This is a genomic window from Rhodococcus sp. 05-340-2 (genome assembly GCF_002258915.1).
Classification (GTDB): Bacteria; Actinomycetota; Actinomycetes; order Mycobacteriales; family Mycobacteriaceae; genus Rhodococcoides.
Map to the genome: position 1 here is coordinate 898740 of NZ_NOYU01000027.1, position 26549 is coordinate 925288.

Consider the following 26549-nt stretch of genomic DNA (forward strand, 5'->3'; position numbering starts at 1 on the left):
TGATGGGCTTCGATGTGTCCGTCCGAGTGAGTCGTCGGTACCGCAGCGTTCTCGGCGGACTGGACACCGTGGGTGAGCTGGCTCTGTTCTTCGGACGCGCCATCGCATCGACCGGAAAAGCCGCACGTGACTACAGAACCGAAACTCTGCGCGTACTTGCCGAGATCAGCCTCGGCACGGGAGCACTCGCTGCCGTCGGTGGAAGCATCGTCGTGCTGGGCTTTCTCACACTCTTTGCCGGCGCCACCGTTGCCGTTCAAGGGTTCGACTCTCTGGAGAACATCGGTGTCGATGCCCTCACCGGTTTTCTCGCCGCGTATGTCAACGTGCGCGTGGTGGCCCCGATCACTGCCGGCGTCGGCTTGGCGGCAACTATCGGTGCAGGCACCACAGCACAATTGGGTGCGATGCGCATCAGCGAGGAGATCGATGCGCTCGAGGTCATGGCCATCAAATCCGTGCCGTATCTGGTCGGAACGCGGGTGCTTGCCGGCATGCTCGCTGTTCTCCCCCTGTACTCCTTATCTCTGATCACGTCGTTTCTGGCCAGCCGAATAGCCACAGTCGTCGTTCTCGGACAATCCGGCGGCGTCTATGACCACTACTTTTCGACGTTTCTCGTCCCCTCGGACGTCCTGTGGTCCTTCCTGCAGGTCTTCGTCATGGCGGCTGCCGTCATGCTCATCCATACCTACTACGGCTACACGGCCACCGGTGGGCCGGCGGGAGTGGGAACGGCCACCGGTCGCGCCGTCCGACTCTCGCTCAACACCGTCGTGATGGTGACCCTGATGATTTCGCTTGCCCTCTACGGTAATTCCCGATCAGTACACCTGGCGGGGTGACGATGAACCACACGCACCGGATCGGATCGGCCGCACCCCGCGTTGCTGCCGTGATCATGGCCGCGCTGCTCCTTCTCGCAGTGACAGCCACCTACTTCGCCTTCACCGGCGCGGTGGGCGATGCCGTCCATCCACCGACCAGGGTGACGCTGCAGTCGGATCGCAGTGGCCTCGTGATGCAACCGGGAGCCTTGGTGAAGATGCACGGCGTGGAAGTGGGAACGGTGGACGCCGTCCGCCAGGTTCCAGGTGGCGCGGTCGTCGAGCTTCGCCTCGACGGCGCTGCAGCACAATCGATTCCGGAGAACGTCGAGGCGCGAATTGCCGCTACCACGATCTTCGGGTCGAAATTCGTCACGCTCAGCGAGCCTGCGAGTCCATCGACCACACCGATCGTGTCGGGCGCGGTCGTCGAATCGTCCTCGGTGACAGTGGAGGTCAACACCGTGTTCGAAACCCTGACCGAGGTGCTGGCGGCTGTGGAACCGGACAAGCTGAACGCGACGCTGACCTCGTTGGCCACGGCAACGAGTGGACGCGGTAGCGAACTGGGGCTGAGCCTCGACGAGACGAACGCACTGCTCACCGCCGTCGAACCTCGGGTTCCGACGCTGCAGCGCGACATCGCATCGGGAGCGACCGTCACCGAGACGTTGGCCGACGCAGCACCGGATCTGCTGACGAACCTGAACAACCTGACGACGACCGGGCGCACGCTCGTCGACACCACCGACAGTCTCGACGCCGTGCTGCTCGGCGTGATCGGAATGGCCGATGTGGGAAATAGCGTCCTGACGGACAATGCTGCAGGCATCTCGAGCACGGTGCACGAGCTGAAGCCGACAACCGAACTGCTCGAGGAGTATTCGCCCGAGTTCACCTGTTTCCTACAAGGAGCGGACCGCGCCCGGGTCGGTGCCGAGGAAGTATCCGGCGGAAACGGACGCACCATGTTGCTCAACAGCACCGTGCTGTTCGGTATCCCACCGTACGAGTACGAGTCGGACCTACCCCGCGTTGCAGCGTCCGGCGGCCCGCGATGCGGGACGCTGCCTTTCGTGCCGAACGATGCCGTACCGACCCCGTACGTGGTTGCCGATACCGGATCGAATCCGTTCCGTGCCGGCAATACCGGTCCGGTCTTGTCACCTGGCTCGTTACTGGACTTTCTGCCCGGCGGACTCGCCGCACCGGGCGGGACCCGATGAGCCGCACATCCACGACGATCAAGCTGATCGTGTTCGTGGTCGTGATGGCCGTCGTGCTCGCATGCCTGGTCGTCGTGTTCGGACAGATCAGATTCGAATCGACCACCTCGTTCCGGGCAATCTTCACCAGTGCCTCCGGTCTTCGCAGTGGAGATTTCGTACGAGTTGCAGGCGTGGAAGTCGGGAAGGTCGGCGACGTCACCATCGTCGACAACGATCGCGCGGCGGTCGGCATCGATGTGGGTGCGGGCTACGTCGTGACGTCGTCCACAACTGCAACCGTGCGCTACCAGAATCTCGTCGGCGACCGCTATCTCGAACTCGCGGACGGACCAGGGGATGCGGTTCCGATGTACGAGGGTGGCACTATTCCACTCGAACTAACCTCACCCGCACTGGATCTGGACCAACTCATCGGCAGCTTCGAGCCACTTTTCCAGGCCGTCGATCCCTCGAAGGTCAACGATCTGAGCGCCGAACTCGTCGCGACACTGCAGGGACAAGGCGGATCGATCGCATCCCTGCTCGCCCATACCGCCACACTGACCACATCCCTCGCCGATCGAGACGAGGTGATCGGACGGGTGATCACCAACCTGGACACGACCTTGACGACGTTGGCAGACCAGAAGGACGCCGTGTCGACAGCACTCGATCGTGCCCAGAATCTGGCGTCCGGGCTGGCCGCCGACAGCGCCGCGTGGGGCACTGCATTGAGCGATATCAACTCCTCGTCGGCCACGGTGGCAGACCTGCTCACCGTGGCCAGACCACCGCTGAAGTCCACGCTCGATGAGCTCGGTCGCACTGCTGCTCAACTGGATTCGGAGAAAGACACGATCGGTAGCGTCGTCTCCCGATTACCCGATACCTATGCTGCGCTCAGTCGGCTCGGCGCGTACGGGAACTTCTTCAACTATTACCTGTGCGGCATCAAGTTGAAGATCGACACACCCGACGGCCGAGGGCTGACGACGCCGCTCATCGGCCAGGAAACGGGAAGGTGCGCGCCGCGATGAATCAGCGAGTTCGAGGTCGCAATACGCTCCGACTCGGCGTTGTCGGTACCGTCCTGGCGATACTGCTGACGCTGGTGGCGACGAATGTGTCATCGCTGCCGATATTGTCGGCCAGTTCGGAATACAGTGGCACATTTCGCGATACCGGGGGGCTCACCGTCGGTGCCGACGTCGAGGTCGCAGGGATCCCTGTGGGCACAGTCACCGACATCGAAATCGACTCGGACACAGTCATCATCACGTTCACCGTGAGCGGCGACGTCGAACTGCGAGAAGATGCCCGACTGTCCATACCGACACAGACGGTGCTGGGGACGAAGAACCTGCGCATCGATCCCGGCACCAGGGGACGATTGCGTTCGGGTGCTCGGATCGAGCTGAACAACACGACGAGCCCGTACCAATTGACCGACGCGCTGGGAGATCTGACCGACGATGTCACCGAACTCGACACCGATGGACTCACCGACGCCATGCGCGTGACCACCGACGTACTCGAGCAGACACCCGCCGACCTCGCGGCCGCTGTCGACGGTGTGGGTCGACTGTCGCAGACCATCGCATCCAGGGACGAATCCTTGCGGTCGCTGCTGGCGACAGCGGAACGAGTGACCGGGGTACTCGCCGCTCGCAGCGAACAGGTCGATACCCTCATCGTCGATGCCGACACCATCCTCTCTGAACTCAACCGCCGCCAAGCCGTCGTTGACCGGCTTTTCGGCACCGTCACGGCCCTGGCACAGCAGCTGAGCGGTCTCGTCGCAGACAACGAGGCAGAACTGGGATCGACACTCGCATCGCTGAATTCGGTACTGGGTGTCCTGGAAGAAAATCGTGCGAACATCGGCCAGGCCATCGAGAATCTGAGTCCCTACATCACTCAACTCGGTGAAGCCGTGTCGAGTGGACCGTTCTTCAACTCGTACATTCAGAACTTGATCCCCGGGCAGATCATCTCTCCATTCATTCGGGCCGCCCTCGGACTCGGTCCTGCTCCCGGCGAGTCTGCCACCGTGAACCCGTTGTCCGTCATCGACGGAGCGCCACGGTGACGGCCCGGCGGTGGCAGCTTGCCGCCATCGGAACCGGCTTGGCGGTGCTGGCCGCGGTCTCGTACACCGTGGTCCCTCGCATGATCACCACGACCATCGTCGCCGAATTCTCCAGCACCACCGGTCTGTACGTCGGTGACGACGTGAAGATCATGGGAGTCGATGTGGGCTCGGTCCGGTCGATCGAACCCCGAGGCGATCACGCCGACGTGGAGCTTCAGGTGGACTCGTCCTATCCGGTACCCGCCGATGCCATGGCCGTGATCGTCTCGCAGAGCCTGGTCGCGAGCCGCTTCGTACAACTCACCCCGCCCTACACCGGTGGCCCGGCAATGGACGACGGGCAACGAATCCCGATCTCGCGCACGGCGGTTCCGGTCGAGTGGGATCAGATCAAGGCCCAGCTCGCCCGGGTGGCCGATGCGTTGGGAACCGCGACACCTGATGGACAGGCACCTCTCGGGGCCTTGGTGGACGCGGCCGATGCCAACCTGCGAGGTCAAGGTCAGAACATCGCCACTACGGTCGCTCAGCTCTCCGATGCACTGAAGACGTTGTCCGACGGCCGTACCGACCTGTTCGCCGTTGTCCGCAACCTGCAGGTGTTCGTTTCTGCATTGTCGGCGAGCGGACAGCAGATCGTGAACTTCAACCACTCGATGGCGTCGATCACCGAGGTCCTGGATACGAACTCCGAACAGATCGGTACCGCGTTGACGTCACTGGATGTTGCGGTGGGTGATGTGCGGCGCTTCGTCGCCGCCAATCGAGACGGTGTCGACGACACTCTCCGCAGCCTGCAGAGTGTGGTCGGTGAACTCGCCGCGCAACGGGACGGAATCGCGCAGATACTCCACGTAGCCCCGACCGCGTTGTCGAACCTGAACAACATCTATCAGCCGGCTCACAATGCGATCGTCTCCGCACTTGCACCGAACAACTTTGCCAATCCGATGGACTTCATCTGTTCGGCCATTGCTGCAGCGGAGGAAGTCGGCGCTCAGGAAGGGGCGAATCTGTGCGTGCAGTACCTCGGTCCGTTGCTGAAAACACTGGCCTTCGATTATCTTCCCCTGTCCACCAACCCGATTCACGGAGTGGGTGCACTCCCCGATCAGCTGGTCTACAGCGAACCCGACCTCGTACCTGCCGCCCCGGCAGCGCCCGCGACTCCGGCACCCTCGCCGTCGTCACTGACGGACCTCCTGCTTCCAGGAGGCGGGCAATGACGACGCGGAAGCCGATCCGTTGTGCGGTACTCCCGCTCACCGGTGTGGCACTCGTTCTGCTGACCTCCGGGTGTGGCTGGCAGGGTCTCAATTCCCTCCCTCTGCCCGGCACCGAAGGCGAAGGGCCGGGCGCATATTCGGTGACCATCGAGATGCCGGACGTGTCCACCATCGACCGCAATTCGCGAGTGCTCGCTTCCGACGTCACGGTGGGCCGCGTCGCAGACATCGCACTGGAGGACGGCCACGCGGTCGTCACCGTCCACATCGACCAGGGCGTGGAGTTGCCGGAGAACGCTGTGGCAGCAGTCGGCCAGACCAGCCTTCTCGGATCTACCCACATCGAATTGTCGCCGCCCACCGCCGAATCACCCACCGGCCGTCTCGCCGATGGAGATGTCATCCCGCTGGATCGAGCGGGCGCGTACCCCACCACCGAACAGACACTGTCCTCGCTCTCGATCGTGCTGAACGGCGGCGGACTCCCCCAACTCGGTGACATCGTCGACGAGCTGGACGCCGCGCTCGGTGGACGGCCCGAATCGGTTCGCGCTCTCATCGATCGTCTGAACACCCTTCTCGGCGGTCTTGTCGAACAGCAAGCCGACATCGAACGCTCCATCGACAACCTCGATCGCTTCGCCGCCGATGTGGCCGCTCAGAACCAGGTGCTTGCCGACGCCGTCACGACACTCGGCCCTGCGTTGGAGGTCTTGTCCGATCGCCGACAAGATCTGACCACCACGCTGGTCTCGCTCGGCACGCTGGGCAGCACCGCGAAAGAGATTGTCGACGACACCGGCGGTGACCTGGTCGCCGAACTCGAGGAGTTGCGTCCGCTACTGGCCTCGCTGGCAGACTCCGGTACGTCACTGACCGACTCGTTCCGCTATCTACTCACCTACCCGTTTCCGATCGACACATACCAGAACGCGGTGCGGGGCGACTACGCCAACGGTGATGTGACACTGGACCTTCGGCTCGACACCCTCGACAATGCACTGTTTCTCGGCACGCCACTCGAAGGCGCACTCGGATCGTTCTCGCCCAGCCCGGCAGCGACGATCCCGTCGACCACAGATCTACTCATCCCACCGGCAGGCACTCCATGACACCGAAGCAGTCCCTCCATCGCAAACTGTGGACCATTGTGGCCGTCGCGGTGGTCTCGGCCTCGACCACCGGGGTCTACTTCGCGCGACTGCCTGAACAGCTCGGCGTCGGTCGGTATCGAGTCGCCGTAGAGCTCGCGGACGGTGCCGGTCTCTACACCGGTGCCAACGCGACGTATCGAGGTTCCGGAATCGGCCGAGTCGTCGAGCTGACCACCCACGGCGACGGAGCCCGAGCAGTCGTGTCACTCATGTCGGATGTCGCGGTTCCCGCCGACACCGAAGCCGAGGTCCACTCCATGTCCGCGATCGGCGAGCAGTACATCGACATCATTCCGAACTCGCCCGACGGCCCGTATCTGTCTGACGGCTCGGTGATTCCCCTGGACAGGACATCCGTCCCCGAACAGGTTGGCCCCACGATCGACCTGCTGCAGACGGCGTTGGCATCCATCGGCTCCGACAACCTTCGTAGCGTGCTCGACGAGAGCGCTGCAGCGCTGGGAAACAACGGAACGAACGTCGCCGAACTCCTCGACTCGTTCCGAACTCTGAGCGCCGACGCGAACGCCGACACCCAATCGATCACCGCACTGATCGACGATGCCGATCCCGTCCTGGCGTCAACCGCGGCAAGCAGCGACTCGATCAGGGCCTGGGCTGCGTCACTGACCGGCGTCACCGGGACGCTTCGTGATCACGATGTGTCGATACGTTCCCTCATCGACAAGGGCACGCCGATGGCAACCGAGGTAACGGCCTTGTTCCAGCAGCTGCAGCCGACACTGCCTCTGCTACTGGCGAATCTGACGACAGTGGAACAAGTCGCAGTGGTCTACAACCCGTCGATCGAACAAATTCTCGTGTTGTACCCACCCCTCATCGCAGCGACACAGGGAACCGGAATGCTCAATTCCCAGTCCGGCGAGCCGGGCCAGAACACGTACTTCGCGGCACAGGTGAACGACCCACCGCCGTGCACCACAGGGTTCCTGCCGGCATCAGAACGCCGATCCCCCACCGAGGTCGACACCATCCCTACTCCTGGAGGGCTCTACTGCAAGGTCGATCCAGCCGATCCGACCGCCATTCGTGGCGCGAGAAACCTTCCGTGCATGGAGTTTCCGGGACGTCGTGCCGCTACCGTGGAACTGTGCCGTGACCCAGTGGCATCCACCGGCGAGTACGACCCGACCGACAGTTCCTACATCGCCGGCGACGGTCGACGATACGTCGACGAGAACCTCGACACCACGACGCAGACTCTCGACGGCATGCTGGTCCCTGGCGGAGGCTGAGCGCCCACGACGTCCTCGGGGTCAGATCGGATCGAGTGTGGAGATCAACCACCGGCCGTCGACCTGGGTGAGTTCGATCCGAAGGCTGCTCGATGCGGCCTTGGGATCCGGGGCGTCGGCGGAGGTGATGTTCTGGTTCACGAACACCAGTGCCACAGCCGAGTTTTCCGACGAGGACACCACCGAACTGGCCGATACCGTTGCACTCGAGGTGATTCCGCGATCTTTCGCGGCCGGAGCGATGGACTCGGCACCGAATGCGCTGTAGTAGTTCAGGAAATCACCCGTGAGGAAGGATGCTGCATGCTCGATGTCGGCATCCACCGTCTCCGCGCGGTAGGACAGGACCGCGACGGCACCGTCGTCGGCCGCGTCACTGATTGCCGCGCGAGCCTGCTGCTGCTCTTCGTCCGCTCGGTTCATCACGTAGAGCGAGGCCGTGGATGCTCCGCCACCGACGAGCAACACCGACAAGCCCGCTACGGTCAGCCGACGGCCGATCACGGGACGAACTCCACGTCGGATACCAAGATCGACTCGCCTGCGTTGTCGAGGGTCACTCGTAGTCTCCATATTCTCGGTTCTTCCTGTGCTCCGGACGAATTGGTGACGCTCGACTTCGCTGCCACGAGAACACTCGCCGCATGGTCGTCGGCGTTCTCGATTCCTGCTTCGGTGATGGACCCCGTCGCCTGCACATCGGCTTGCTGCACCACCGAGACGAAATCGTCTGCCCGATCGCCGAACTGGTCGCGAAAGGTGCCGGTCGAACGCTCGAGAACTCGCGCGACATCGTCATCGACGGTCGACGCCGAGATCGTGGTCAGATCGAGCACACTCTGGCGCGCAGCCTGCAGATAGCGCTGCTGAAGGTCCTGTGCAGCAACCAATTTCTGATGCTGATGCAGCAGCAGTGCACTGCTCGCGCCGAGCGCAACGACCCCGAGCACGGCGACCCCGATCAGACTGCGACGCAGCCGCAGCGGACGCCTGGGTTCATCGTTCGATTCGTCGCTGTCGACAGCTGTTTCATCGACGTCCGGCACATCCTCGGTCGATTCGGATGCGCTCTCCAGCACTACTTCTCGCTCACTCATCGATATCACTCTCTCAGTCCAGAACCAACCGACCGTACTACACGGTACGGACGTTTCGCAGCCGAATGAACGAAAGGAACCGGACTTGTCCATACCTCGAAGTATGGTACGTTTCTGTGACTCGGATCGCATTCGTCCTAGGAGGCGGACCCTCAAGTGATCGACGACAATTTCCAGAGAATCCAATACGAACCAGCCCGAGACGGCCGGGTGGAAATGCACTCGGGCCTGTCCCGGCACTACCCCACACTGCACGCCAATCTCGTTGCCCAGCACCACCACAACCGCAGTGTCGGAATCCTTCTCGCACATCCCACCTCGGACTTCCTGTCGCACTTCCTACTTCGCGGCTTCGCCGAAGCGGGTCTGCCGATCATGGGACTGAACACGCGATACAGCTCCAACGAACCGGCGCTGTTGATGGAACGCGCGATCGCCGATGTCGGATCCGGTGTGCGCTGGATGAAGAACGAACTCGGCTTCGAGAAGGTCGTTCTTCTCGGGTTCAGTGGCGGCGGCTCGCTGTCGACCTACTACCAAGAGCAGGCGGAGTCGCCGACCGTCGAGGTCGACGGCCCCGCGCTCGTCCCGGCCGATGCACTGATGCTGGTCGGAGCTCACTCCGGGCGAGCACGCGTACTGCGGCACTGGATCGATCCCGCGGTCACCGACGAGAACGATCCGTTCTCCACCGACCCAGAGCTCGATCTGTACAGTCCCGATCGCAGTATTCCCCTCGATCGGAACTGGGTCGAGCAGTACCGCGCGGCGCAGCTCGAACGCATCAGGAGAATCGACGACTGGGCAATCCGCGAACTCGACACAGTGTCGGTCCGGGGCGCGTCGGATCACGCATTCGTGGTCCACCGTACGGTCGCAGACCCTCGATTCGTCGACCTCACGCTCGATCCCAGTGACCGGAAGCTGGGCAGCATGTATGGCGATCCCGAGCGCGCCAACACCGCTGCCGGCGGGCTCGCACGATTCGTGTCGGTACGCAGTTGGCTGAGCACCTGGAGTTCCGATCACACCGGAGCCGACGCCCTCAAGAATCTACCGAAAATCGACGCACCGACGCTGATCGTCTCACTGCTCGGCGATCAAGCCGCCTTCGCCGACGATTCGCGCTCGATGCACGACGCCAGTCCTGACTCGACACTCGTCGAGCTGCCCGAACTCAATCATTATCTCGTCGATCAACCCCATGGTGTCGGCGCCGTAACCGACGAATGCGGCACCTGGATGGAGAAGAACATATGACCCTCACCGCGGACACCAGGCGCGTCCCGACTGCCTTCACATACTGGGAGCATCGAAAGAACCCCCGTCTCATCCGAGTGGAATCGACGGTGCGAAAGCTGTTCGGCACGTCGCTCTTTCCGTCCGACGACCTCGCCGCCGACTTCTGCGACAGCCTGTTCCACGGAGACCCCGTCGCCGAGAACTTCGTCGACGAGGTATTCGCTGCGGATCCGAAGGCCGGGCGCGCACTTCTCGACCGAGCGTTGGTGGAGGGCATCGACGCACTCGACGACGTACCGGCCAGCATGCGTATTCTTTTCGACGAGTTCGAGACCCTGCCGGAGTGGGTGCGGCCGGAGCTGGTCGAACAGGGCGCGGCCATCTGGCGGCGCTGGGGAACGATGCTGTTCGCGGTTGCGGGCGGCATCACCCTCGAGATGTACACCGAGGCGGCCGTTGCGACACCGCTGTCCCTCGCCGGCGGCTACGCGGGCGACAACGCACTACGTCGATTTCTCGAAACCTGCCAGTTCTGGGTCGACACGTCGGAGCCGGGGGCACTGCTGCGCATCGGATCGACCGGCCGCGCAACCGCGATGAAAGTGCGAGTGATGCACGTTGCGGTCAGACGTCGCATCGACGGGCATCCCGAATGGCACACCGAGAAGTGGGGCTACCCCATCAGCCAGGGCTATCAGATGCTGACGCTGCTCGGAGGCAGCACCGTACCCGCGTTGGCGCTGCGACTCGTCGGACTGCAGACCACACCCACCGAGATTCGCGCGCTGCTGCATTTTCAGAAGTTCATGGGTCATCTGCTCGGGGTGAACGTGGACAACTTCCCGACCACCATCGCCGACTCACTGCGCATGACGGCCATGGTCTCGGCAGCACGCAGTTACGACGCCGGGGTACACGGCAAGGAACTCATCGAATCGTTTCCCGCCAGCTTTGCGCCCAGGCCGCACCAGAAGGGATTGGCGCGCTTACGAGCTCGGTACAACCACGGCATCTACGGCGCGTACACCACGCTGTTCATGGGCCCGGCGACGCGTGCGAAATACGATATGCCTTCGGCGTTCCCGTGGATTCTGATCGTGATCGTACGATTTCCTCTCATCACGGTGCTCGAGCTCGTTCGCCGAATCGTGCCCGGCGTCGCGAAGAGGACGGAGCGATTTGCCGACACGCACCGACGCAGTTGGCTTCGTGCCCAAATGGACGGTCGAGAGGCCGAATTCGATGCCCAGGGAGCATTGCGACGATGAGCGAGAACCTCGGTTATCAGACCGGATTCGGAAACGAACATCATTCCGAGGCGATCGCCGGTGCGCTGCCGTGGGGCCAGAACTCCCCGCAGCGAGCACCCTACGGCCTCTATGCCGAGCAGCTCTCGGGAACCGCGTTCACCGAGCCGCGCGAGATCAATCGGCGCAGTTGGGTCTACCGCATCAACCCATCGGCACGGCATCCGAGGTTCGAGCGAATCGACAACCGCCACTTCCGATCCGCTCCCTTGGTCGACGGCGTACTCGACGTCAATCGTCTGCGCTGGAATCCGCTGGACACCCCGTGGCCGGACGAGGATTTCCTGGACAGCATCTACACCATGGCAGCGAACGGTAACGCGCTCGAGCGCAACGGAATCGCCGTGCACATGTACCACGCGACACAGTCGATGACCGACCGGTATTTTGCCGACCTGGACGGTGAACTACTGGTCGTTCCACAATCGGGTGGAGTACGACTGCATACCGAGTTCGGACTCCTCGACGTCCTACCCGGCGAGATCGCCGTGATCGGTCGTGCAGTGAAGTTTCGGGTGTCACTGCACGCGGATTCTGCCTCCGGGTACGTCTGCGAGAACTACGGGTCCTACTTCACCCTGCCCGAGCTGGGCCCCATCGGATCCAACGGCCTGGCGCATGCCCGCGACTTCTCGTATCCGGTTGCTGCGTACGAGGATCGTGCAGACACCGTGCAGGTGGTCCAGAAGTTCGGCGGCCAGCTGTGGGCAGCGGAGTGCGACCACTCCCCCTTGGACGTGGTGGCCTGGCACGGCACACACAGTGCGTACAAATACGATACCGACCGCTTCAACACCATGGGCACCGTCGGGTGGGATCATCCCGATCCGTCCATCTTCACCGTTCTGACCTCGCCGTCGGAACGACCCGGCCAGGCGAATGTCGACCTCGCCATCTTTCCCCCGCGATGGAACGTCGCCGAACATTCGTTCCGGCCTCCCCACTTCCACCGCAACATCATGACCGAGTTCATGGGACTCGTTCGAGGGCAACATGATTCAAAGGCCGAAGGTTTCGTCCCCGGTGGGGCGAGCCTGCACAACATGTGGGGAGCGCACGGGCCCGACCTCGAAACGTTCACCACCGCTTCGAATGCTGAGCTGGTGCCCCAGAAGTTCGACGGCTCCTTGGCCTTCATGTTCGAGACCCGACTTCCGTTGATCACGACGGACTTCGCGCACAGTGCTGGGCACCGCCAGCCGGACTACGACTCTTCGTGGAGCGGCTTGCAACGACATTTCGTTCCCCGAGATTCCGCATCCACAGGAGATCCACGATGACCACAGCCGACATCACTCGACCTGAATTCGATCTACCCGAGCCACTGCTTCGCATCGGTGGCGCACGTATCGCCGCGGCCGACGGTGCCACGTACACCTCGACGAATCCTGCCACCGGCGAGGTGGTGGCCCAGATCGCCGCGGCCGGCCAGGAGGACGTGGATGCGGCAGTTCGGTCTGCACGTGAGCAGTTCGAGCACGGTGAGTGGTCGCGTACCAGCGGCCCCGAGAGAGGAAAGGCACTGACTCGGTTGGCGGCGCTCATCGATGCGGACGCCGAGACTCTCGCTGCCCTCGAAGCCGTCGAGATGGGCAAGCTCTTTCGCGACTCCGTCGGCGGTGACATTCCCTGTGCCGCCGAGGCGTTCCGTCACTTCGCCGGGTGGGCAGACAAGATCTCCGGCTCGACCATGTCCCTACCCAACTTCGGCCCACAGAACAGATTCGGATACACCGTCCGCCAGCCGCTCGGTGTCGTCGCTGCAATCACTCCCTGGAACAACCCCGCCCTCATCGCGGCCTGGAAGCTGGCGCCGGCTCTCGCCGCGGGCAACACCGTCGTCGTCAAGCCGGCAGAGGATGCCTCGTTGTCCACGTTGCGACTGGTCGAACTCGCCGCCGAAGCAGGCATTCCAGACGGAGTGATCAATGTGGTCACCGGCCTCGGTCCCGTCGCCGGTGCGGCCCTGGCCGCGCACCCCGGGGTCGACAAGGTCTCGTTCACCGGCAGCCCCGCTGTGGGGCAATCGATTCAGAGCTTCGCGGGCGACAGCTTTCGCAAGCTCGTTCTCGAACTCGGAGGGAAGGCACCCCAGCTGATCTTCGAGGACGCGGACCTCGACGCTGCGATGCCCTGGATCGCGATGGGCAACTTCTATCATCAGGGTCAGGTGTGTGCTGCCGGGACGCGGGTGCTGGCGCACGAGTCCGTCATCGATCAGGTGGTCGACGGTCTCGTTGCGGCCGCAGAGAGCGCCGTGGTCGGAGATCCCTTCGACGACCGGTCCACCATGGGGACCATCGTCAACGCGAAGCAGCTCGCCCGTATCGAGGGGTACATCGATTCCGGAATATCCGAGGGCGCACAGTTGGTCTGCGGAGGTAAGCGCGAACGTAGTACGGGAATCTACGCGCAGCCCACGGTGTTCCGCGGTACCAACGAACTCACCATTGCACGCGACGAGATCTTCGGCCCGGTTGCCACGGTGATCAGCTTCCGCACCACCGAGGAGGCAATTCGTATCGCCAACGACACTCGGTACGGACTCAACGCAATGGTCTACTCGCAGAACATCTCCCGTGTCCATTCCGTCGTCGAGAAGCTTCGAGTGGGAACGGTCTGGGTCAACGGATGGGGTGTGCCGGATCCGGCACTGCCCTGGGGCGGCCGAGCAGGAAGCGGCATCGGCCGCGAACTCGGCCGTTCCGGGCTCGAAGGCGACACCGAGGAAAAGACGGTACACATCGGCTTCGACGGCCTGTGATGCCCGGAACCAGCAAACGAAGCGGAGAGTTACACATGACATCCCCCGAAATCGTCGAGACCTGGAACGGGCCCGGCAGGACCGACGCCGCCCTGACCACTGTTCTGCCCAGGCACAACGGTGCGCACCCCGTGCCGGGCAGCCGAACTGGCTTCGAGCATTGGTACTTCGATGCCCATCTCGACGACGGACACACCATCATCGGCTTTCTCAACCTGCGCCGGCCGGAGGAACCGGCGATGGTGGCCAAGCCGAGCGTGGAAATCCTGATCTACGCACCCGATGGAACCCGCCGCCAGATCTTCAAGCGGTACTCGAAGAAGGAGTCCTCGGCGTCGATCTCCCAGTGCGACGTTCGGGTCGGTCCCAACCACGCCTGGGCCGAGTTCCCTTTGGACAGTCTGCCCATTCATCATCTGTCCCTCTCCGAAGAGGACGTCACGTTCGATCTGCGGTTCCACAACGAGCTACCCAGCTGGATGCCCGGCGAAGGCGAAACCTTGTTCGGCGGAACCGACGTGTTCGGCTGGGTCGTCGCTGCTCCACGTGCACGTGTCGAGGGGTCGATCACGATCGGAGCAACGACGAAAACTGTGTCCGGCAGGGGATACGCCGACCACAACTGGGGTGCAGGCGATATGAAGAGCGTCATCGATCGCTGGCACTGGGGCCGCCTGTACGACGACGACTACTCGTTGCTCTACGCGCTGGTGAAGACTCAGGAACGCCTCGACGCGCACGAAAGCCGGCCGATGATGCTGGCCTACAAGGGCGAGGTCATTCTCAGCTCCGGTGAGGCGGAGGTCTCCGAAGGGCCGATGGTGTACAACGCGATTGCCAATCGCAAGTACCCGGAATGGCTGAAGGTCGAGATCCCAGGCGTGGTGAAACTGGTACTCACCGTAGAGACCGTGGTGCACGCCCACGACCTACTGGACGACGTGCCGATTGCCGGTCACAAGGTTTTCAGGCCATTGTTGTACCGACTCGTCGGCCATCCGGGCTACTTCCGATTCGATTCCACATTCGAGCTCACAGTGGTCCGAGACGGTGTCACCGATGTTCGCACGGGCAGAACCTTGCATGAGCTCGTCGCCTTGAACTGATCCCATCACTTTCCCGGAAAGGCACTGCTGTGCAAAATAGTTCGATCCGCTACCGCCGACTGTCGTTGGCCACCGGGCTTGCCCTCCTCACGGGCCTGGGGGTGGCCCCCACCGCAGGCGCGGCAGAGCCGACCGACATCGGCGGGTTCTACGCCCGAGACTGTGTCGAAGTGTCGGCCATCGTCTCGGTGCCGCCGGCCAATGCCGACGCCGCACTGCCCGATGGGTACACCTCGTCGAGCTTCTTCGGACTACCCGGCGGTCCCGGACTACCCGACAATTCATCGTTGCTCATGGGTGTCGAGACATGCCAGAGCGGCACGATCGACGGGGTCCCCTTCGACGGACCGTTCGCTTTCGGCGAGCGCGTGCTGTCGGTCGACCGCCACGACGCCACCTCGGGATACCACTTCTATGCCGTCGAACAGGTGACCGACAACCGCAAGATCTACGACCTGATGCACGGAGCCGGTTTCGACATCGCGTATCTGCCGGAAGTCGGCGCTACCGCCGATGCTGCCGGCGGGATCTCCGAGGGGGGATCTGTCCGTGTCGTCGATCAGGCACCACTGCCACAGTTGCCGTCGCCGCTGGACCAGGTCAGCATCTGGAACGAAACAGACAGCGGCACAAAGGTTCTGCGGCTGTCGGTGCACAATCCGACGGCACAGGCCGGAGTCGGTCGAGTATCGGCCGACGCGGGTTCGAAGATGGCCGCACTGATGGGAACCGAGGAGGCAACGGGGTTGGGCGCGATCAACAGGTTCGATTTCGAGGCGCGAGTGGAGTCGAGTTCGCACTAGACGGCTCACCCGTGTCGTCGGCGATATTTCTGTTCGGCTCCGGGGTGGTGGGGGCTGCTGCCGGTCATGACCAGCGACCGCGCGTCGAGAAATTGGCTGCCGATCGCCTGACCGGGTACCAGCCCGGACGACTGATCGAGAAGCACACTCACCAGTGCAGCGACAACGCCGTTCGGCACGTCCGGATGTGCCAGGAGAAGATTCGGAATGCCGACGGTGGTCACCTTCGGATGTTCGCCGTACACGTTGGTACCAGCACGGCCTCGTACGCGGTGCCGAATTCGCGTCTGAGATCGGCGACGACGGTGCCCAGATCGAGTAGGCGAATCGCGGCTCGAGGCCGGGCAAATGCCGGAGTCGGCAACCCGCCCGCCCACATCACGGCGTCGACCTCATTGCGCGACAGAGCATCTGCCGCGGAGCTCATCGACAGCTGAACCTGTTCGACAGCTCCGGCTTCCGACACACCCGCTGCGCGGAGGACTCGCTGCGAGACTTCGGTGGCACCGGATCCCGGGGCACCGGTGCTGACGTTTCGGCCGCGCAGATCGTCCATGGACTCGATGGCCGAGTCTGCTCGCACGGCCACTTGGACGTAGTTCTCGTAGACGCACCCGACCGCCGCCAGATCTCCGCTCGGATGGCTGTAGGCGGCGTCCATGAGTGTCAGGGCCAGCTCGGCCTGCCGATAACCCAACGCCTCGAGGTTGTCGACGGAGCGGGCCGACGTGAGCGGAACGATCTGCGCTATGAAGACCGCACAGAGGGAGGCGGCATGGCCGAGGAACACACCATACGGCCGCTGTTTCGCAACGGCGCCGGCAGTGCCGCGCTCATCCTGGGGATCACCGCCCTGGTGTGCGCGTTCGTACCCTTCATCGGCGACTTTGTCTCTGTCCCAACAGGTGTCGCCGCTGTGGCGTGTGGGTGGGTCGGCGTGGTCCGGGACGCGAACGGCATGGCAACCAATGTCCGCGTGGCAACGATCGGCGCAGCCCTGGGCGGCGCGGCCATGTTCGTGGTGTTGGTGGCGTACGCAGCCACATTCGTGTGAACCGAGTCGGTGAGCAGTGCCACGAACACCTTTGTCATCGGTTGCTGCGCAGCACCTCTCATGCTTCTTCTCGATAGAAGTGGCACGAAGTCACCGAATTGTCATCAGTCCATCGAGGTCATGCGCGCGCGGCCACGAGATCCAAGGCGATGTCGGTGATCAGATCCTCCTGACCGCCGACCAATCCGCGCTCGCCGACCGCAAGCAAGATCGCCCGGGTGTCGAGGCCGTATTGCTTGGCTGCAGTCTCGGCATGGCGGAGGAAGCTCGAATAAACCCCCGCATAACCGAGAGTGAGCGTTTCTCGGTCGACCTGTACAGGCCTGTCCTGCAACGGCCTGACGATATCGTCCGCCGCGTCCTGCAGCGCGAACAGATCGCAGTTGTGCTTCCAACCGTTGAGGTCTGCCACCGCGACGAACGGCTCGATCGGGCAATTACCTGCTCCGGCACCGTGACCGGCAAGAGATGCATCGACGCGAGTGACGCCTTCCTCGACTGCGACAACCGAATTTGCAACGGACAGCGACAAATTCTGATGCGCGTGAATACCGATCTGAGTCTCTGCATTCAGAACGTCACGGTACGCTCGAACACGATCACGGACCCCGTTCATGGTCAGCCGACCACCGGAATCGGTGACGTAAACACAGTGCGCTCCATAGGACTCCATCATCTTTGCTTGCTCGGCGAGCTGCGCCGGTTCCGCAAGATGGGACATCATCAGAAACCCCGACACGTCCATGCCCAGTTCCCGAGCCTTGGCTATGTGCTGTGCTGAGACGTCGGCCTCGGTGCAATGCGTCGCGACACGAACCGATGTGACACCAAGCGCGAAAGCACGTTCGAGTTCCTTGACAGTCCCCACACCGGGTAGCAACAAGGTGGTGAGTTTGGCGCGGTGCACCACTTGTGCTGCTGCTTCGATCCACTCCCAGTCGGAATTGCTGCCCGGCCCGTAGGTGAGGCTGTGCCCGGCGAGGCCGTCTCCGTGGGTCACCTCGATGGCGTCGACGCCTGCGCTGTCGAGCGCACTCGCCACGCGGGCCACCATGTCCGGGCTGATGCGATGTCGCATTGCATGCATACCGTCGCGCAAGGTGACGTCCTGGATGTACAGGGCGGCACCATCTGCGGCGTTCGGTCGAGTCGTGGTGTCGGTCATCGTGCTGCCTCCAAGGCCTTGTTCTCAGCGATCTTCTCCGCGACCTGTAGTGCAGCGGACGTCATGATGTCGAGGTTGCCGGCGTAGGCGGGCAAATAGTGTGCGGCACCTTCGACTTCGAGGAACACCGATACCTTCCACAGTCCTGGCCCCTTGTCGACGCCTCCGGTGAGGGTGGCAACGGACTCTTCGTCGTCGAGGCGCGTGAACTGAACGTCTTGTTTGAGCCGGTATCCGGGCACATACGCGGATACCTTCGCTACCATGTCGAGCACCGACGCGCGGATCTTGTCTTGATCAGGGTTCGAGACCAACGCCAGCACCGTATCCCGCATGATCAGTGGAGGTTCGGCGGGGTTCAGCACGATGATGGCCTTGCCACGCTCTGCGCCACCGACCTTTTCTATTGCCTCCGAGGTGGTTTCGGTGAACTCGTCGATGTTTGCCCTGGTGCCGGGACCAGCTGACCTGGACGCGATGGAGGCTACGATCTCGGCGTAGTGCACGGGGGTGATCCGAGAGATGGCAGCGACGATCGGAATGGTCGCCTGTCCGCCGCAGGTCACCATGTTCACGTCCGACGCGTCCAGGTGCTCGTCCAGGTTGACCGCGGGCACGACGTACGGACCGATGGCAGCGGGCGTCAGATCGATCAATCGCTTTCCGTAGGGCTCGAGCGCTTCGGCGTTCGCTACATGCGCCTTGGCCGAGGTCGAATCGAAGATGATGTCGATGTCGGCGAAGTCGGGATGATCGATCAAACCGTGAACACCGGAATCGACCGTGCTGATACCCATCCGGCGGGCCCGCGCCAAGCCGTCGGAGGCCGGGTCGATACCGACCAGAACGGCGATCTCGACGTTCTGCGCCACCCTCTTCAATTTGATGACCAGGTCGGTTCCGATGTTGCCCGACCCGATTACTGCGGCCTTGACTCGACTCATTTTGTCCTGCTTCCGATTACAGCTGTCGACGGGAGAGATATCAGTGTGTGAAAGTGGTTGCGACCTGGCCGATTCCGGAGATCGTCGCGGTATAGGTGGCTCCTGGCGTTACGGGCACCATCGGACCCAGCGCACCGGACAAGACGACCTCACCTGCGCGTAGCGGAGATTCGTACCGCAGACTGGTGTTGGCCAGCCACACCAGCGCGGCCCAGGGGCTTCCCAGACAATCCGAACCTTTGCCGCTGGACACCTGCTGCCCGTCTGCCGTCATCGTCATCGTCACCTCGGCGAGGTTCGGAGCATCGTCGCGCCGAACCGAGTCGCCGAGCACGTAGAGACCCGACGATGCATTGTCTGCGACGGTGTCGGCGAGACTGATGTCCCATCCGGCGATCCTGCTGTCTACGATCTCGAACGATGCGAACACCGCCTCGACGTAACCGGGAGCTTCCGCGGGCGTGATCGCCTCGGTGATGTCCCTGGACAGCACGAAGGCAATCTCAGCTTCGATTCGCGGTTGGAGTAGTCGGCTGAACTCCACTGCCTCGCCACCGGAGACATCGAAGTCGTCGAGCAGTACTCCGAAGTCCGGCTGGTCGACGCCGAGTTGCGCCTGCACGGCAGGCGATGTCAGACCGATCTTGCGGCCGATCACCGTCCGTCCTGACGCGACGAGAGCATCGACATTGCGCGATTGAATGCGATACGCGGCGTCGATATCGTCACGACCGATGAGGTCGCGGATCGGTGCGCACGGTGTCGCCGTCCGAGCAGCCACACCCAACCGATCGGCGGCCTCCTCGAGAACATGCGGTTCCACAGTTGTCATGGGAGTGAGACTAAGTCCGACTGCGGTTTGCGGATAGGATCCATCCCATGAAACGGGATGACATGTCGCTGCTCGAGCGCTTTGCCTTGATTCTCGACGCGTTCCCTCCCGGCGAGGCCTTGGGACTCGCTCACGTGGTCACCCGTACCGGACTTCCACGGTCGACCGCGCACCGAATGCTGGTCGATATGGTTTCGATCAATTGGGTCCAGCGGGCCGGGAACGAGTTCGAGCTCGGCATGCGACTGTTCGAGCTCGGAGAGCGAGTCCCCATAAAGCATCGACTCCGTTCCGCTGCAATACCTTTCATGCATGATTTGCACACCGTCACTGGACGCACCGTGCATTTGGGCGTACGCGACGATCACGACATCGTGTACGTCGACAAGCTGCAGGGCCACTCGCCGATGCCGCTTCCGTCGCAAATCGGTGGACGCCTCCCTCTCACCTGCACCGGAGTCGGCAAAGCCCTTCTGGCTTTCGAGGACGCTGACGTCCGGCAGTCTGTTCTGACGCGGCCGTTACGCCGTTATACGACCAGATCCGTCGTCGACGCAGACATATTGGAACGTCAGTTGCTCGAGATACGCAGAACCGGAATAGCGATCGAACGCGAGGAAGCAGCCGACGGCGGATGCTGTGTCGCCTCGCCGATCGTCGTCGACGGCAAGGCCGTTGCGGCGATCTCGGTATCCGTTCCGACCCGAGACTTCCAGCCTGAACTCTTGGCCCCTGCCCTGCGCACTACTGCCCTCGGCCTCGGCCGGGTCCTGGCTCGACCGGGATCCTGAGCAAGGGCACACGCCGAACCGGTCTTGCACGTGTAGCGATCGACAACGGCCACTTCGCCCTGTCTCACACGCTGCGGTCCCCGATGATCAGCCCTTGTTGCGTGACAGTGGCGACGATTCGGCCCGTCCGATCGAATATCGATCCTCGAGCCAAACCCGAGCGCCGAGTTCGAAACGGTGACTCCTGGACGTACAGATACCAGTCGCCGGAGCGAACGTCGGCATGAAACCACATCGCATGATCGATACTTGCCGTCCGCATGAGGTGCGCGGTACCGATGTCTCCACGCGCATGTGCGATCACAGGCAGCAGTGACCGGTCACTGGCAAAGGCGAGAATCGAACGATGCACGTTCTGGTGAACACTGTCGACGCCGGCTGTGCGGAACCAGAAGCACCGCGATTCGGCACCGTCGATGTATCTGATGTCGACCGGTCGCGAGGCGGTCTCCCAATTCTTTCGAGCCGCGAGTTTGATGCCATCGGGAGGGAGACCGAGTTGGCGGCGACGGTGTAGCGGTTCCAACCCGTCGGGCGCCGGCACCGTGGGCGCGATCGGCATGCGCTCATCGGCGGTGCCGCCGAGCGCTTCCGGTAAGCAGAACGATGTCGAGACCTTTGCAAGATCACGTCCGTTCTGACGCACTGTCGTCTCTCGGATCGAGAAAGACCCACCGTCTCTGACTGGATCGACGTCGTACCGCAACGGGTGTTCATGACTACCCGAACTGAGAAAGTACGCGTGCAGCGAGTTGACGACCCTCGCATCGTCACTCACCGTTGCAGCACTCGCGAGCACTGCCTGGGCGACAAGGTGCCCACCGAAGGTGCGCTGAGCGAACCCGCGCACGGTTCGCCCGGCGAAGCCGAAGGGCGCGTCGACCGAACCGCGCGATTCGACTGCGAGCCGTTGAGCCAGCTGTTCCGAGTTGACCACACCCTCGACGGATGTGTCGTCACCGGACTCTTCGGACACGAAGGAGGGCGAACTACTATTCATGTCGATAGACAGTACTCTATAGAGTGTGTAACCTAGGTCATGCCGGCGACGCCGAGTGGCGTACACCACGCCCGGCACTCATCCGCAGTCACGATCGCCCATTGCTCCCAGGAGTTGAGCCCATGAACGAACATCGCAACGATCCCGACGGCACTCGGTCGTTCGCCCAGAGACTGATCGACCCGAAGTCGATTGCGATCGTGGGGGCGTCCAATGACCCGAAAAAGACCACCGCCCGCCCGCAGCAATTTCTGGCGCAGGCAGGCTACGCAGGCCATGCATACTTCATCAACCCGACCCGCGAGACGGTTCAGGGCGAGAAGGCGTGGCCCAGCCTGTCCGCCCTGCCCGAGGTACCCGAGCACGTGTACATCATGACCGGCGCGGAAGCGGCGATCTCTGCCGTCGAAGAGTGCGCTCGACTCGGAGTCACCGCCGCCACCGTTCTCTCTTCCGGCTTCGCCGAGGAAGGCCCGGAGGGCGTCGAACGCGAGGACCGGCTGCGCGCTGCCGCTGCCAAGGGCGACGTGCGAGTTATCGGTCCCAGCAGTTTGGGAGTGGTCAATCCGCGCACCGGAGTGATGCTCACGGGTAACGCAGCATTCGGCGAGCCGAACATCCCCGCCGGCGGAATCTTCGTCGCGTCGCAGTCGGGCAGCGTCATCGGATCTCTCGTCAGCCGCGCTCGCGGTCGCGGAATCGGATTCGCCGGACTCGTCTCCACCGGTGGTGAAGCAGACCTGTCCCTCGGAGCCCTGTGCGAGTCGATGGTTGCCGATCCCGGCGTCACCTCCTTCGCCCTTTTCATGGAATCGCTGCGCAATTCGGAGGACCTCGCGTCGTTCGCCCAGGCCGCCGCTGCCGCGGGCAAGCCGGTCGCGGTCTACAAGCTCGGTCGATCGGATGAGGCTGCGGCACTCTCGGTTTCGCATACCGGAGCACTGGCCGGCGAGGACAGCGAGTCCGAGGCATTCTTCCGGTCTTGCGGCTTCGCTCGGGTGTACAACTTCGAGTCCCTCGTCGAAGCGCCCGGCCTGTTGCGCCGCGTCCCCGTCTCCCCCACGCCCGTCTCCCCGCGCGTGGGTGTCGTGACGACCACCGGCGGCGGTGCCGCGATCATGGTCGACCAGCTCGCGTTACGTGGCCTCACCATCGCAGGACCCAGCGAGGAGCTGGTCGCCACGATGGCGGAGCGCGGAGCCACCATCCCGCACAGCCTGATTGCCGATCTCGGCTTGGCCGGCGCGCGCCACGACATTGTCACCAACGCTCTGGACGCGATGCAGGAGAGTGGCGAGTTCGATCTCATCGTGTTCGTCATCGGCTCCTCGGCGCGGCTGAATCCGGAACTCGCGGTGCAAGCCATCTCCGAGCGGGGAAATCACGCGGTGCCCATCGTTGCCTTCGCGCTGCCCGAAGCACCCGACGCCGCAGCACTTCTGAACACCTCCGGCGTCCCTGCTTTCCGTACACCGGAGTCGTGCGCCGACGTCATCGCAGCTACGTACGGTCGCGTTCCGGCGTCCATCGGCAACGGAGCTCGATTCGCCGTCGATGCGTCGGCACCCACCGCGGTACTGGACGAGAAAGCATCGGGCGAACTGCTCGGTTCTCTGGGCGTCGAATTCTGTCCCGCAGTCGCACTGGACGTCGACTCGCTCGAGGGCGATCTGAACCTGCCCTTCGCTTACCCGGCCGTCGTGAAGGTGTTGTCGGACAAAGTCCCTCACAAGAGCGATGTCGGCGGGGTCGTGCTGAACCTGGTCGACGACCAGGGTGTGCGCGACGCCGCTCGATCCATCGTCACCAGTGTCGGCGAGCACCAGCCCGATGTTGTCGTCGACCGTGTTCTCGTGCAGCAGATGGCACCTCGCGGCTTGGCCGACGCGTTGGTCGGATACCGCGTCAGCGCCGATGTCGGACCGTTGGTCGTACTGTCCACCGGAGGCGTGCTGGCCGAAATTTTCGCTGACTCCTCGGTTCGACTGGCACCGGTCGATACGAAGACCGCTCACGAGATGATCGGTGAGGTCAGGGGGCTGTCGGTGGTCACCGGCTACCGGGGACTTCCGGAAGGCGATCTGGATGCTCTCGCAGCCACCATCGTTGCGGTCTCCGAGCTCGCCGTGTCCCACACAGACGTACTGGAGGCCGAGATCAACCCGGTCTCCATCCGTCCCGCTGGTGCAGGCGTCGTCGCACTCGACGCGCTGGTGCGTCGAGTATCGAGCTCCGACCGAAGCGAGTCGTTGACGGTACGGTCTGCCGCTGCGGCAGGTCACTGATCGTCACATCGATCGAAAGACTACGGCCCCGAACCACTTACGGTTCGGGGCCGGCGTCGTCGTCGAGCACGGATCAGAAGTCGAAGAGCTCCGAGGGGTTGTCGACCAACAGCTTCTGTTGCCCGGCCGTACTCGGAACGATCGCGGGGATACCGTCCACCAGTACTCCGTCGTCGGGCATGGCCGCGTGCAGGTTGGGGTGCGGAAAGTCCGTACCCCACACGACACGATCCGGGTTGTGCGCCGCATACCGTGCAGCGAGTTCGTTCGCATCGTCGTACGGTGCGCCCTGGGTGCTGACGCGGTAGGTACTGCTCAGCTTGAGCCACACGTTGCCTGCGTCGAGCAACCGCTCGATCGCCCGAACCGGAGCGCTGTCGAGTCCCTGAGCCAGGTCGACCCGCCCCAGGTGATCGATGACCACCCGTCCGGGGAGCGAGGAAATGACCTCGTACCTGTCTGCAGCCCCTGTTCCGGACACGTGAATCTCCAGGTGCCAACCGTACGGGGCGATCTTGTGCGCGTACTGCAGAATTTCATCGTCGCTCGGTGGCGGACCCAGGTGCGACATGAACTGCAGACGTACCCCTCTCACGCCTTCGTCGTGCAGCTGTGCGAGCTCCCGATCGGGGGTGTCGAGGCCGATCAGCGCGACGCCTCGATACCGGCCATGACCTGTACGCAGGGCATCGACGAGAACTGCGTGATCGCGCCCGTGCGACGCCGACTGCACGATGACCGCACGCTCGAAACCGAGCGCATCGTGCAGCCTTCGGAGACTGCTCAACGGGACGTCCGGTGGTGTGAACGTCCGGTCGCGCGCGAAGGGAAATTGCGCTGCGGGGCCGAACACGTGGCAATGACTGTCGCACGCATTCGGTGGCAACCGAAATACCGGCGCGCTGGGGAACGCGAGCGGACCTTCGATCGTGGGCTCCGATCGTGGAACCATGTCGTTCTCCTTCGTTGCAGGGTCAGTCACAGCGAGCGGACATGCCGCCGTCGACGATGATCTCGGTACCGGTGATGAACCGCGCCTCGTCGGAAGCGAGGAACAATGCAACATTCGCGGTGTCTCGGCCATCGCCCATGAAACCGATCGGAATCCGTGAGAGCCGTTGTTCGAGAAGCTTGTCCACGTCACCGCCGGAGCGTTGCCCGGCGAGGCGAACCTCGACCATCGGCGTGTGCAGCTGTCCTGGAATCACCGTGTTGGCACGAATGCCCAACGGCGCGTGCTGTACCGCGACGGACCGGGTGAATGCGATCACTCCGGCCTTCGACGCGGCATACGCCGCCTGTGCAGCTCCGGTCCAGCGGATACCGGATGTCGACGCGGTGTTGACGATGGCACCCGTGCCGGCCTCCTTCATGTGCGGCAGGACGTGCTTGCACGTGAGAAATGTTGTCGTGAGATTGAATTCGAGCTGCTTGTTCCACTCTTCTTCGGTCATCTCGACCGGGCCGCCGGCGCGCGACCCACCGACGTTGTTGACCAGGACATCGATCCTGCCCGCTTGTTCCACACACGTGGACACGACGGTCTCGACGGCAGCGGTATCGGTGACGTCGCACTGCAGGGGGATGATCGAGCCTTCCGGCCCGTCGAAGCGCGCGACCGTCTCCTCCAGTGCCTCGCGGTTGAGATCCACCGCGAATACCGTCGCCCCTTCCTGCGCGAAACGCACCGCGGATGCGCGCCCGTTTCCCCATCCGGGTCCGACGCTTCCGGCCCCTGTCACCAGAGCGACCTTGCCTGCCAATCGACCCGTCATACCGTCACTTCACTTTCCGTTGATTCGAGGGTGTCGGCCGGCGCGGTGTGGCCGACATGTAGTGCTACGAGAAAACGCGACACCATGTTGTACGCCGCGATGGTGCCGGTCAGCTCGACCAGTTGTTGGGTGCCCAATCGATCGTGGACGGCTGCGCTGAGCTCGTCGGACACAGTGACCGAGCGCGTCATCGCATCCGTGTAGGCGAGGACGAGCAGATGATCGTCGTTCAGCGGCGCAACGTCGGCGTCGAGTCTCAGGGCGGCAACCTGCTCGTCCGTCAGCCCCTCGGCGCATGCGAGCGGGGCGTGCGCGCGCCACTCGTAGTCGGCACCGTTCAGCGCGGCGATGCGGCAGATCGCGAGCTCTCGGAGCACACCGGGCAACGCCATGCTGGACCTGACGGCGCCGAGCAACTTGTTCCACCCGTCGGCGAACGGTTCGCTGTGCAGCAAGGCCTCGTCGAGCGGTGTCAGGTGACCGCCTCTCCGGGCCTTCACTCGATCTGCGACTTCGCCGGTGCTAGCGGCGGGATGCACTCTTGCCAATGGTCCGATCCTCTCATTGTGGTGTGCACAACACCGATTGTTGACAGTGATGTGGAACACGAATACTGTACCA

The 26549-nt window shown here is 63.2% G+C and carries 27 protein-coding genes; 16 read left to right on the forward strand and 11 right to left on the reverse strand.

Annotated elements, in window-relative coordinates; genetic code table 11:
- Window positions 1–2 precede the first annotated feature (2 nt).
- From CH271_RS19065 to CH271_RS19095, 7 genes are read left to right on the forward strand one after another with little or no spacing between them, the layout of a single operon-like run.
- Complete coding sequence (locus tag CH271_RS19065; protein ID WP_256986468.1) at window positions 3–845, forward strand: MlaE family ABC transporter permease; 843 nt, start codon at window positions 3–5, stop codon at window positions 843–845.
- A 2-nt stretch (window positions 846–847) separates the two neighbouring features.
- Window positions 848–2053 carry an MCE family protein gene (locus CH271_RS19070; RefSeq protein ID WP_094634478.1) on the forward strand — a complete coding sequence of 402 codons (1206 nt, stop codon included), beginning with the start codon at window positions 848–850 and terminating at the stop codon, window positions 2051–2053.
- Window positions 2050–3072, forward strand: a complete 1023-nt coding sequence (locus CH271_RS19075) for an MCE family protein (RefSeq protein ID WP_094634479.1) — start codon at window positions 2050–2052, stop codon at window positions 3070–3072. The genes CH271_RS19070 and CH271_RS19075 overlap by 4 nt, the downstream gene beginning before the upstream one ends.
- The gene (locus CH271_RS19080) at window positions 3069–4124 is read left to right on the forward strand and encodes an MCE family protein (protein WP_256986454.1); all 1056 of its coding nucleotides are present in this window, start codon (window positions 3069–3071) and stop codon (window positions 4122–4124) included. The genes CH271_RS19075 and CH271_RS19080 overlap by 4 nt, the downstream gene beginning before the upstream one ends.
- On the forward strand, window positions 4121–5353 hold the full coding sequence (locus CH271_RS19085) for an MCE family protein (protein ID WP_094634481.1): 1233 nt from the start codon (window positions 4121–4123) through the stop codon (window positions 5351–5353). The genes CH271_RS19080 and CH271_RS19085 overlap by 4 nt, the downstream gene beginning before the upstream one ends.
- A complete protein-coding gene (locus CH271_RS19090; protein WP_094634482.1) occupies window positions 5350–6465 on the forward strand; it encodes an MCE family protein in 1116 nt (371 codons plus the stop codon). The genes CH271_RS19085 and CH271_RS19090 overlap by 4 nt, the downstream gene beginning before the upstream one ends.
- Complete coding sequence (locus CH271_RS19095; protein ID WP_094634483.1) at window positions 6462–7763, forward strand: MCE family protein; 1302 nt, start codon at window positions 6462–6464, stop codon at window positions 7761–7763. The genes CH271_RS19090 and CH271_RS19095 overlap by 4 nt, the downstream gene beginning before the upstream one ends.
- Window positions 7764–7784: 21 nt before the next feature.
- Here the strand turns inward: CH271_RS19095 and CH271_RS19100 are convergent, their stop codons facing one another.
- Together CH271_RS19100 and CH271_RS19105 are read right to left on the reverse strand one after the other, a co-directional pair.
- The gene (locus CH271_RS19100; RefSeq protein ID WP_094634484.1) at window positions 7785–8267 is read right to left on the reverse strand and encodes a hypothetical protein; all 483 of its coding nucleotides are present in this window, start codon (window positions 8265–8267) and stop codon (window positions 7785–7787) included.
- On the reverse strand, window positions 8264–8860 hold the full coding sequence (locus tag CH271_RS19105; protein ID WP_256986455.1) for a hypothetical protein: 597 nt from the start codon (window positions 8858–8860) through the stop codon (window positions 8264–8266). The genes CH271_RS19100 and CH271_RS19105 overlap by 4 nt, the downstream gene beginning before the upstream one ends.
- Window positions 8861–9016: 156 nt before the next feature.
- Here CH271_RS19105 and CH271_RS19110 point away from each other — a divergent pair, with 156 nt between their 5' ends.
- From CH271_RS19110 to CH271_RS19135, 6 genes are read left to right on the forward strand one after another with little or no spacing between them, the layout of a single operon-like run.
- Complete coding sequence (locus CH271_RS19110; RefSeq protein WP_094634486.1) at window positions 9017–10120, forward strand: alpha/beta hydrolase; 1104 nt, start codon at window positions 9017–9019, stop codon at window positions 10118–10120.
- Entirely contained in the window at window positions 10117–11370 is a 1254-nt protein-coding gene (locus CH271_RS19115) for an oxygenase MpaB family protein (RefSeq protein ID WP_094634487.1), read from the forward strand. Before CH271_RS19110 ends, CH271_RS19115 begins: the two co-directional genes overlap by 4 nt.
- The gene (gene hmgA, locus CH271_RS19120; protein ID WP_094634488.1) at window positions 11367–12689 is read left to right on the forward strand and encodes a homogentisate 1,2-dioxygenase; all 1323 of its coding nucleotides are present in this window, start codon (window positions 11367–11369) and stop codon (window positions 12687–12689) included. Before CH271_RS19115 ends, hmgA begins: the two co-directional genes overlap by 4 nt.
- Entirely contained in the window at window positions 12686–14173 is a 1488-nt protein-coding gene (locus CH271_RS19125; RefSeq protein ID WP_094634489.1) for an aldehyde dehydrogenase family protein, read from the forward strand. The genes hmgA and CH271_RS19125 overlap by 4 nt, the downstream gene beginning before the upstream one ends.
- 35 nt (window positions 14174–14208) lie before the next feature.
- Window positions 14209–15279 (forward strand): lipocalin-like domain-containing protein, encoded by a 1071-nt coding sequence (locus CH271_RS19130; protein ID WP_256986456.1) that lies wholly within the window; start codon window positions 14209–14211, stop codon window positions 15277–15279.
- A gap of 29 nt (window positions 15280–15308) precedes the next feature.
- Window positions 15309–16082, forward strand: a complete 774-nt coding sequence (locus tag CH271_RS19135; RefSeq protein WP_143546072.1) for a hypothetical protein — start codon at window positions 15309–15311, stop codon at window positions 16080–16082.
- 5 nt (window positions 16083–16087) lie between these two features.
- Here the strand turns inward: CH271_RS19135 and CH271_RS29335 are convergent, their stop codons facing one another.
- Window positions 16088–16306, reverse strand: coding sequence for a hypothetical protein (locus tag CH271_RS29335; protein WP_256986457.1), 219 nt, complete (start codon window positions 16304–16306; stop codon window positions 16088–16090).
- A complete protein-coding gene (locus CH271_RS19140) occupies window positions 16303–16872 on the reverse strand; it encodes a TAXI family TRAP transporter solute-binding subunit (protein WP_256986458.1) in 570 nt (189 codons plus the stop codon). Before CH271_RS19140 ends, CH271_RS29335 begins: the two co-directional genes overlap by 4 nt.
- Here CH271_RS19140 and CH271_RS19145 point away from each other — a divergent pair.
- Window positions 16858–17136 (forward strand): hypothetical protein, encoded by a 279-nt coding sequence (locus tag CH271_RS19145; protein ID WP_094634492.1) that lies wholly within the window; start codon window positions 16858–16860, stop codon window positions 17134–17136. The two genes, CH271_RS19140 and CH271_RS19145, sit on opposite strands and share 15 nt — an antisense overlap.
- A gap of 118 nt (window positions 17137–17254) precedes the next feature.
- Here the strand turns inward: CH271_RS19145 and dmpG are convergent, their stop codons facing one another.
- Genes dmpG through CH271_RS19160 form a run of 3 tightly spaced genes read right to left on the reverse strand, consistent with a single transcriptional unit; the run spans window position 17255 to window position 20077 of the window.
- A complete protein-coding gene (gene dmpG, locus CH271_RS19150) occupies window positions 17255–18301 on the reverse strand; it encodes a 4-hydroxy-2-oxovalerate aldolase (protein WP_094634493.1) in 1047 nt (348 codons plus the stop codon).
- The gene (locus CH271_RS19155; RefSeq protein WP_094634494.1) at window positions 18298–19245 is read right to left on the reverse strand and encodes an acetaldehyde dehydrogenase (acetylating); all 948 of its coding nucleotides are present in this window, start codon (window positions 19243–19245) and stop codon (window positions 18298–18300) included. Before CH271_RS19155 ends, dmpG begins: the two co-directional genes overlap by 4 nt.
- 40 nt (window positions 19246–19285) lie before the next feature.
- Window positions 19286–20077 carry a 2-keto-4-pentenoate hydratase gene (locus tag CH271_RS19160; protein ID WP_094634495.1) on the reverse strand — a complete coding sequence of 264 codons (792 nt, stop codon included), beginning with the start codon at window positions 20075–20077 and terminating at the stop codon, window positions 19286–19288.
- 47 nt (window positions 20078–20124) lie between these two features.
- Here CH271_RS19160 and CH271_RS19165 point away from each other — a divergent pair, with 47 nt between their 5' ends.
- A complete protein-coding gene (locus CH271_RS19165) occupies window positions 20125–20868 on the forward strand; it encodes an IclR family transcriptional regulator (protein ID WP_094634496.1) in 744 nt (247 codons plus the stop codon).
- A gap of 64 nt (window positions 20869–20932) precedes the next feature.
- On the opposite strand, the gene CH271_RS19170 is transcribed toward CH271_RS19165, so the two are convergent.
- Complete coding sequence (locus CH271_RS19170; RefSeq protein WP_094634497.1) at window positions 20933–21868, reverse strand: acyl-CoA thioesterase; 936 nt, start codon at window positions 21866–21868, stop codon at window positions 20933–20935.
- A gap of 122 nt (window positions 21869–21990) precedes the next feature.
- On the opposite strand from CH271_RS19170, the gene CH271_RS19175 reads away from it, so the two are divergent.
- Window positions 21991–24153: an acetate--CoA ligase family protein gene (locus tag CH271_RS19175; protein WP_094634498.1), complete on the forward strand. Its 2163-nt coding sequence runs from the start codon at window positions 21991–21993 to the stop codon at window positions 24151–24153.
- 73 nt (window positions 24154–24226) lie between these two features.
- Here CH271_RS19175 and CH271_RS19180 read toward each other — a convergent pair whose 3' ends face one another.
- The 3 genes from CH271_RS19180 to CH271_RS19190 are packed head-to-tail and all read right to left on the reverse strand — an operon-like array spanning window position 24227 to window position 26428.
- Window positions 24227–25105 carry an amidohydrolase family protein gene (locus CH271_RS19180; protein ID WP_094634624.1) on the reverse strand — a complete coding sequence of 293 codons (879 nt, stop codon included), beginning with the start codon at window positions 25103–25105 and terminating at the stop codon, window positions 24227–24229.
- 22 nt (window positions 25106–25127) lie between these two features.
- Window positions 25128–25928, reverse strand: a complete 801-nt coding sequence (locus CH271_RS19185; RefSeq protein WP_094634499.1) for an SDR family NAD(P)-dependent oxidoreductase — start codon at window positions 25926–25928, stop codon at window positions 25128–25130.
- Window positions 25925–26428, reverse strand: coding sequence for a carboxymuconolactone decarboxylase family protein (locus tag CH271_RS19190; RefSeq protein ID WP_094634625.1), 504 nt, complete (start codon window positions 26426–26428; stop codon window positions 25925–25927). Before CH271_RS19190 ends, CH271_RS19185 begins: the two co-directional genes overlap by 4 nt.
- Between the last annotated feature and the right edge of the window lie 121 nt (window positions 26429–26549).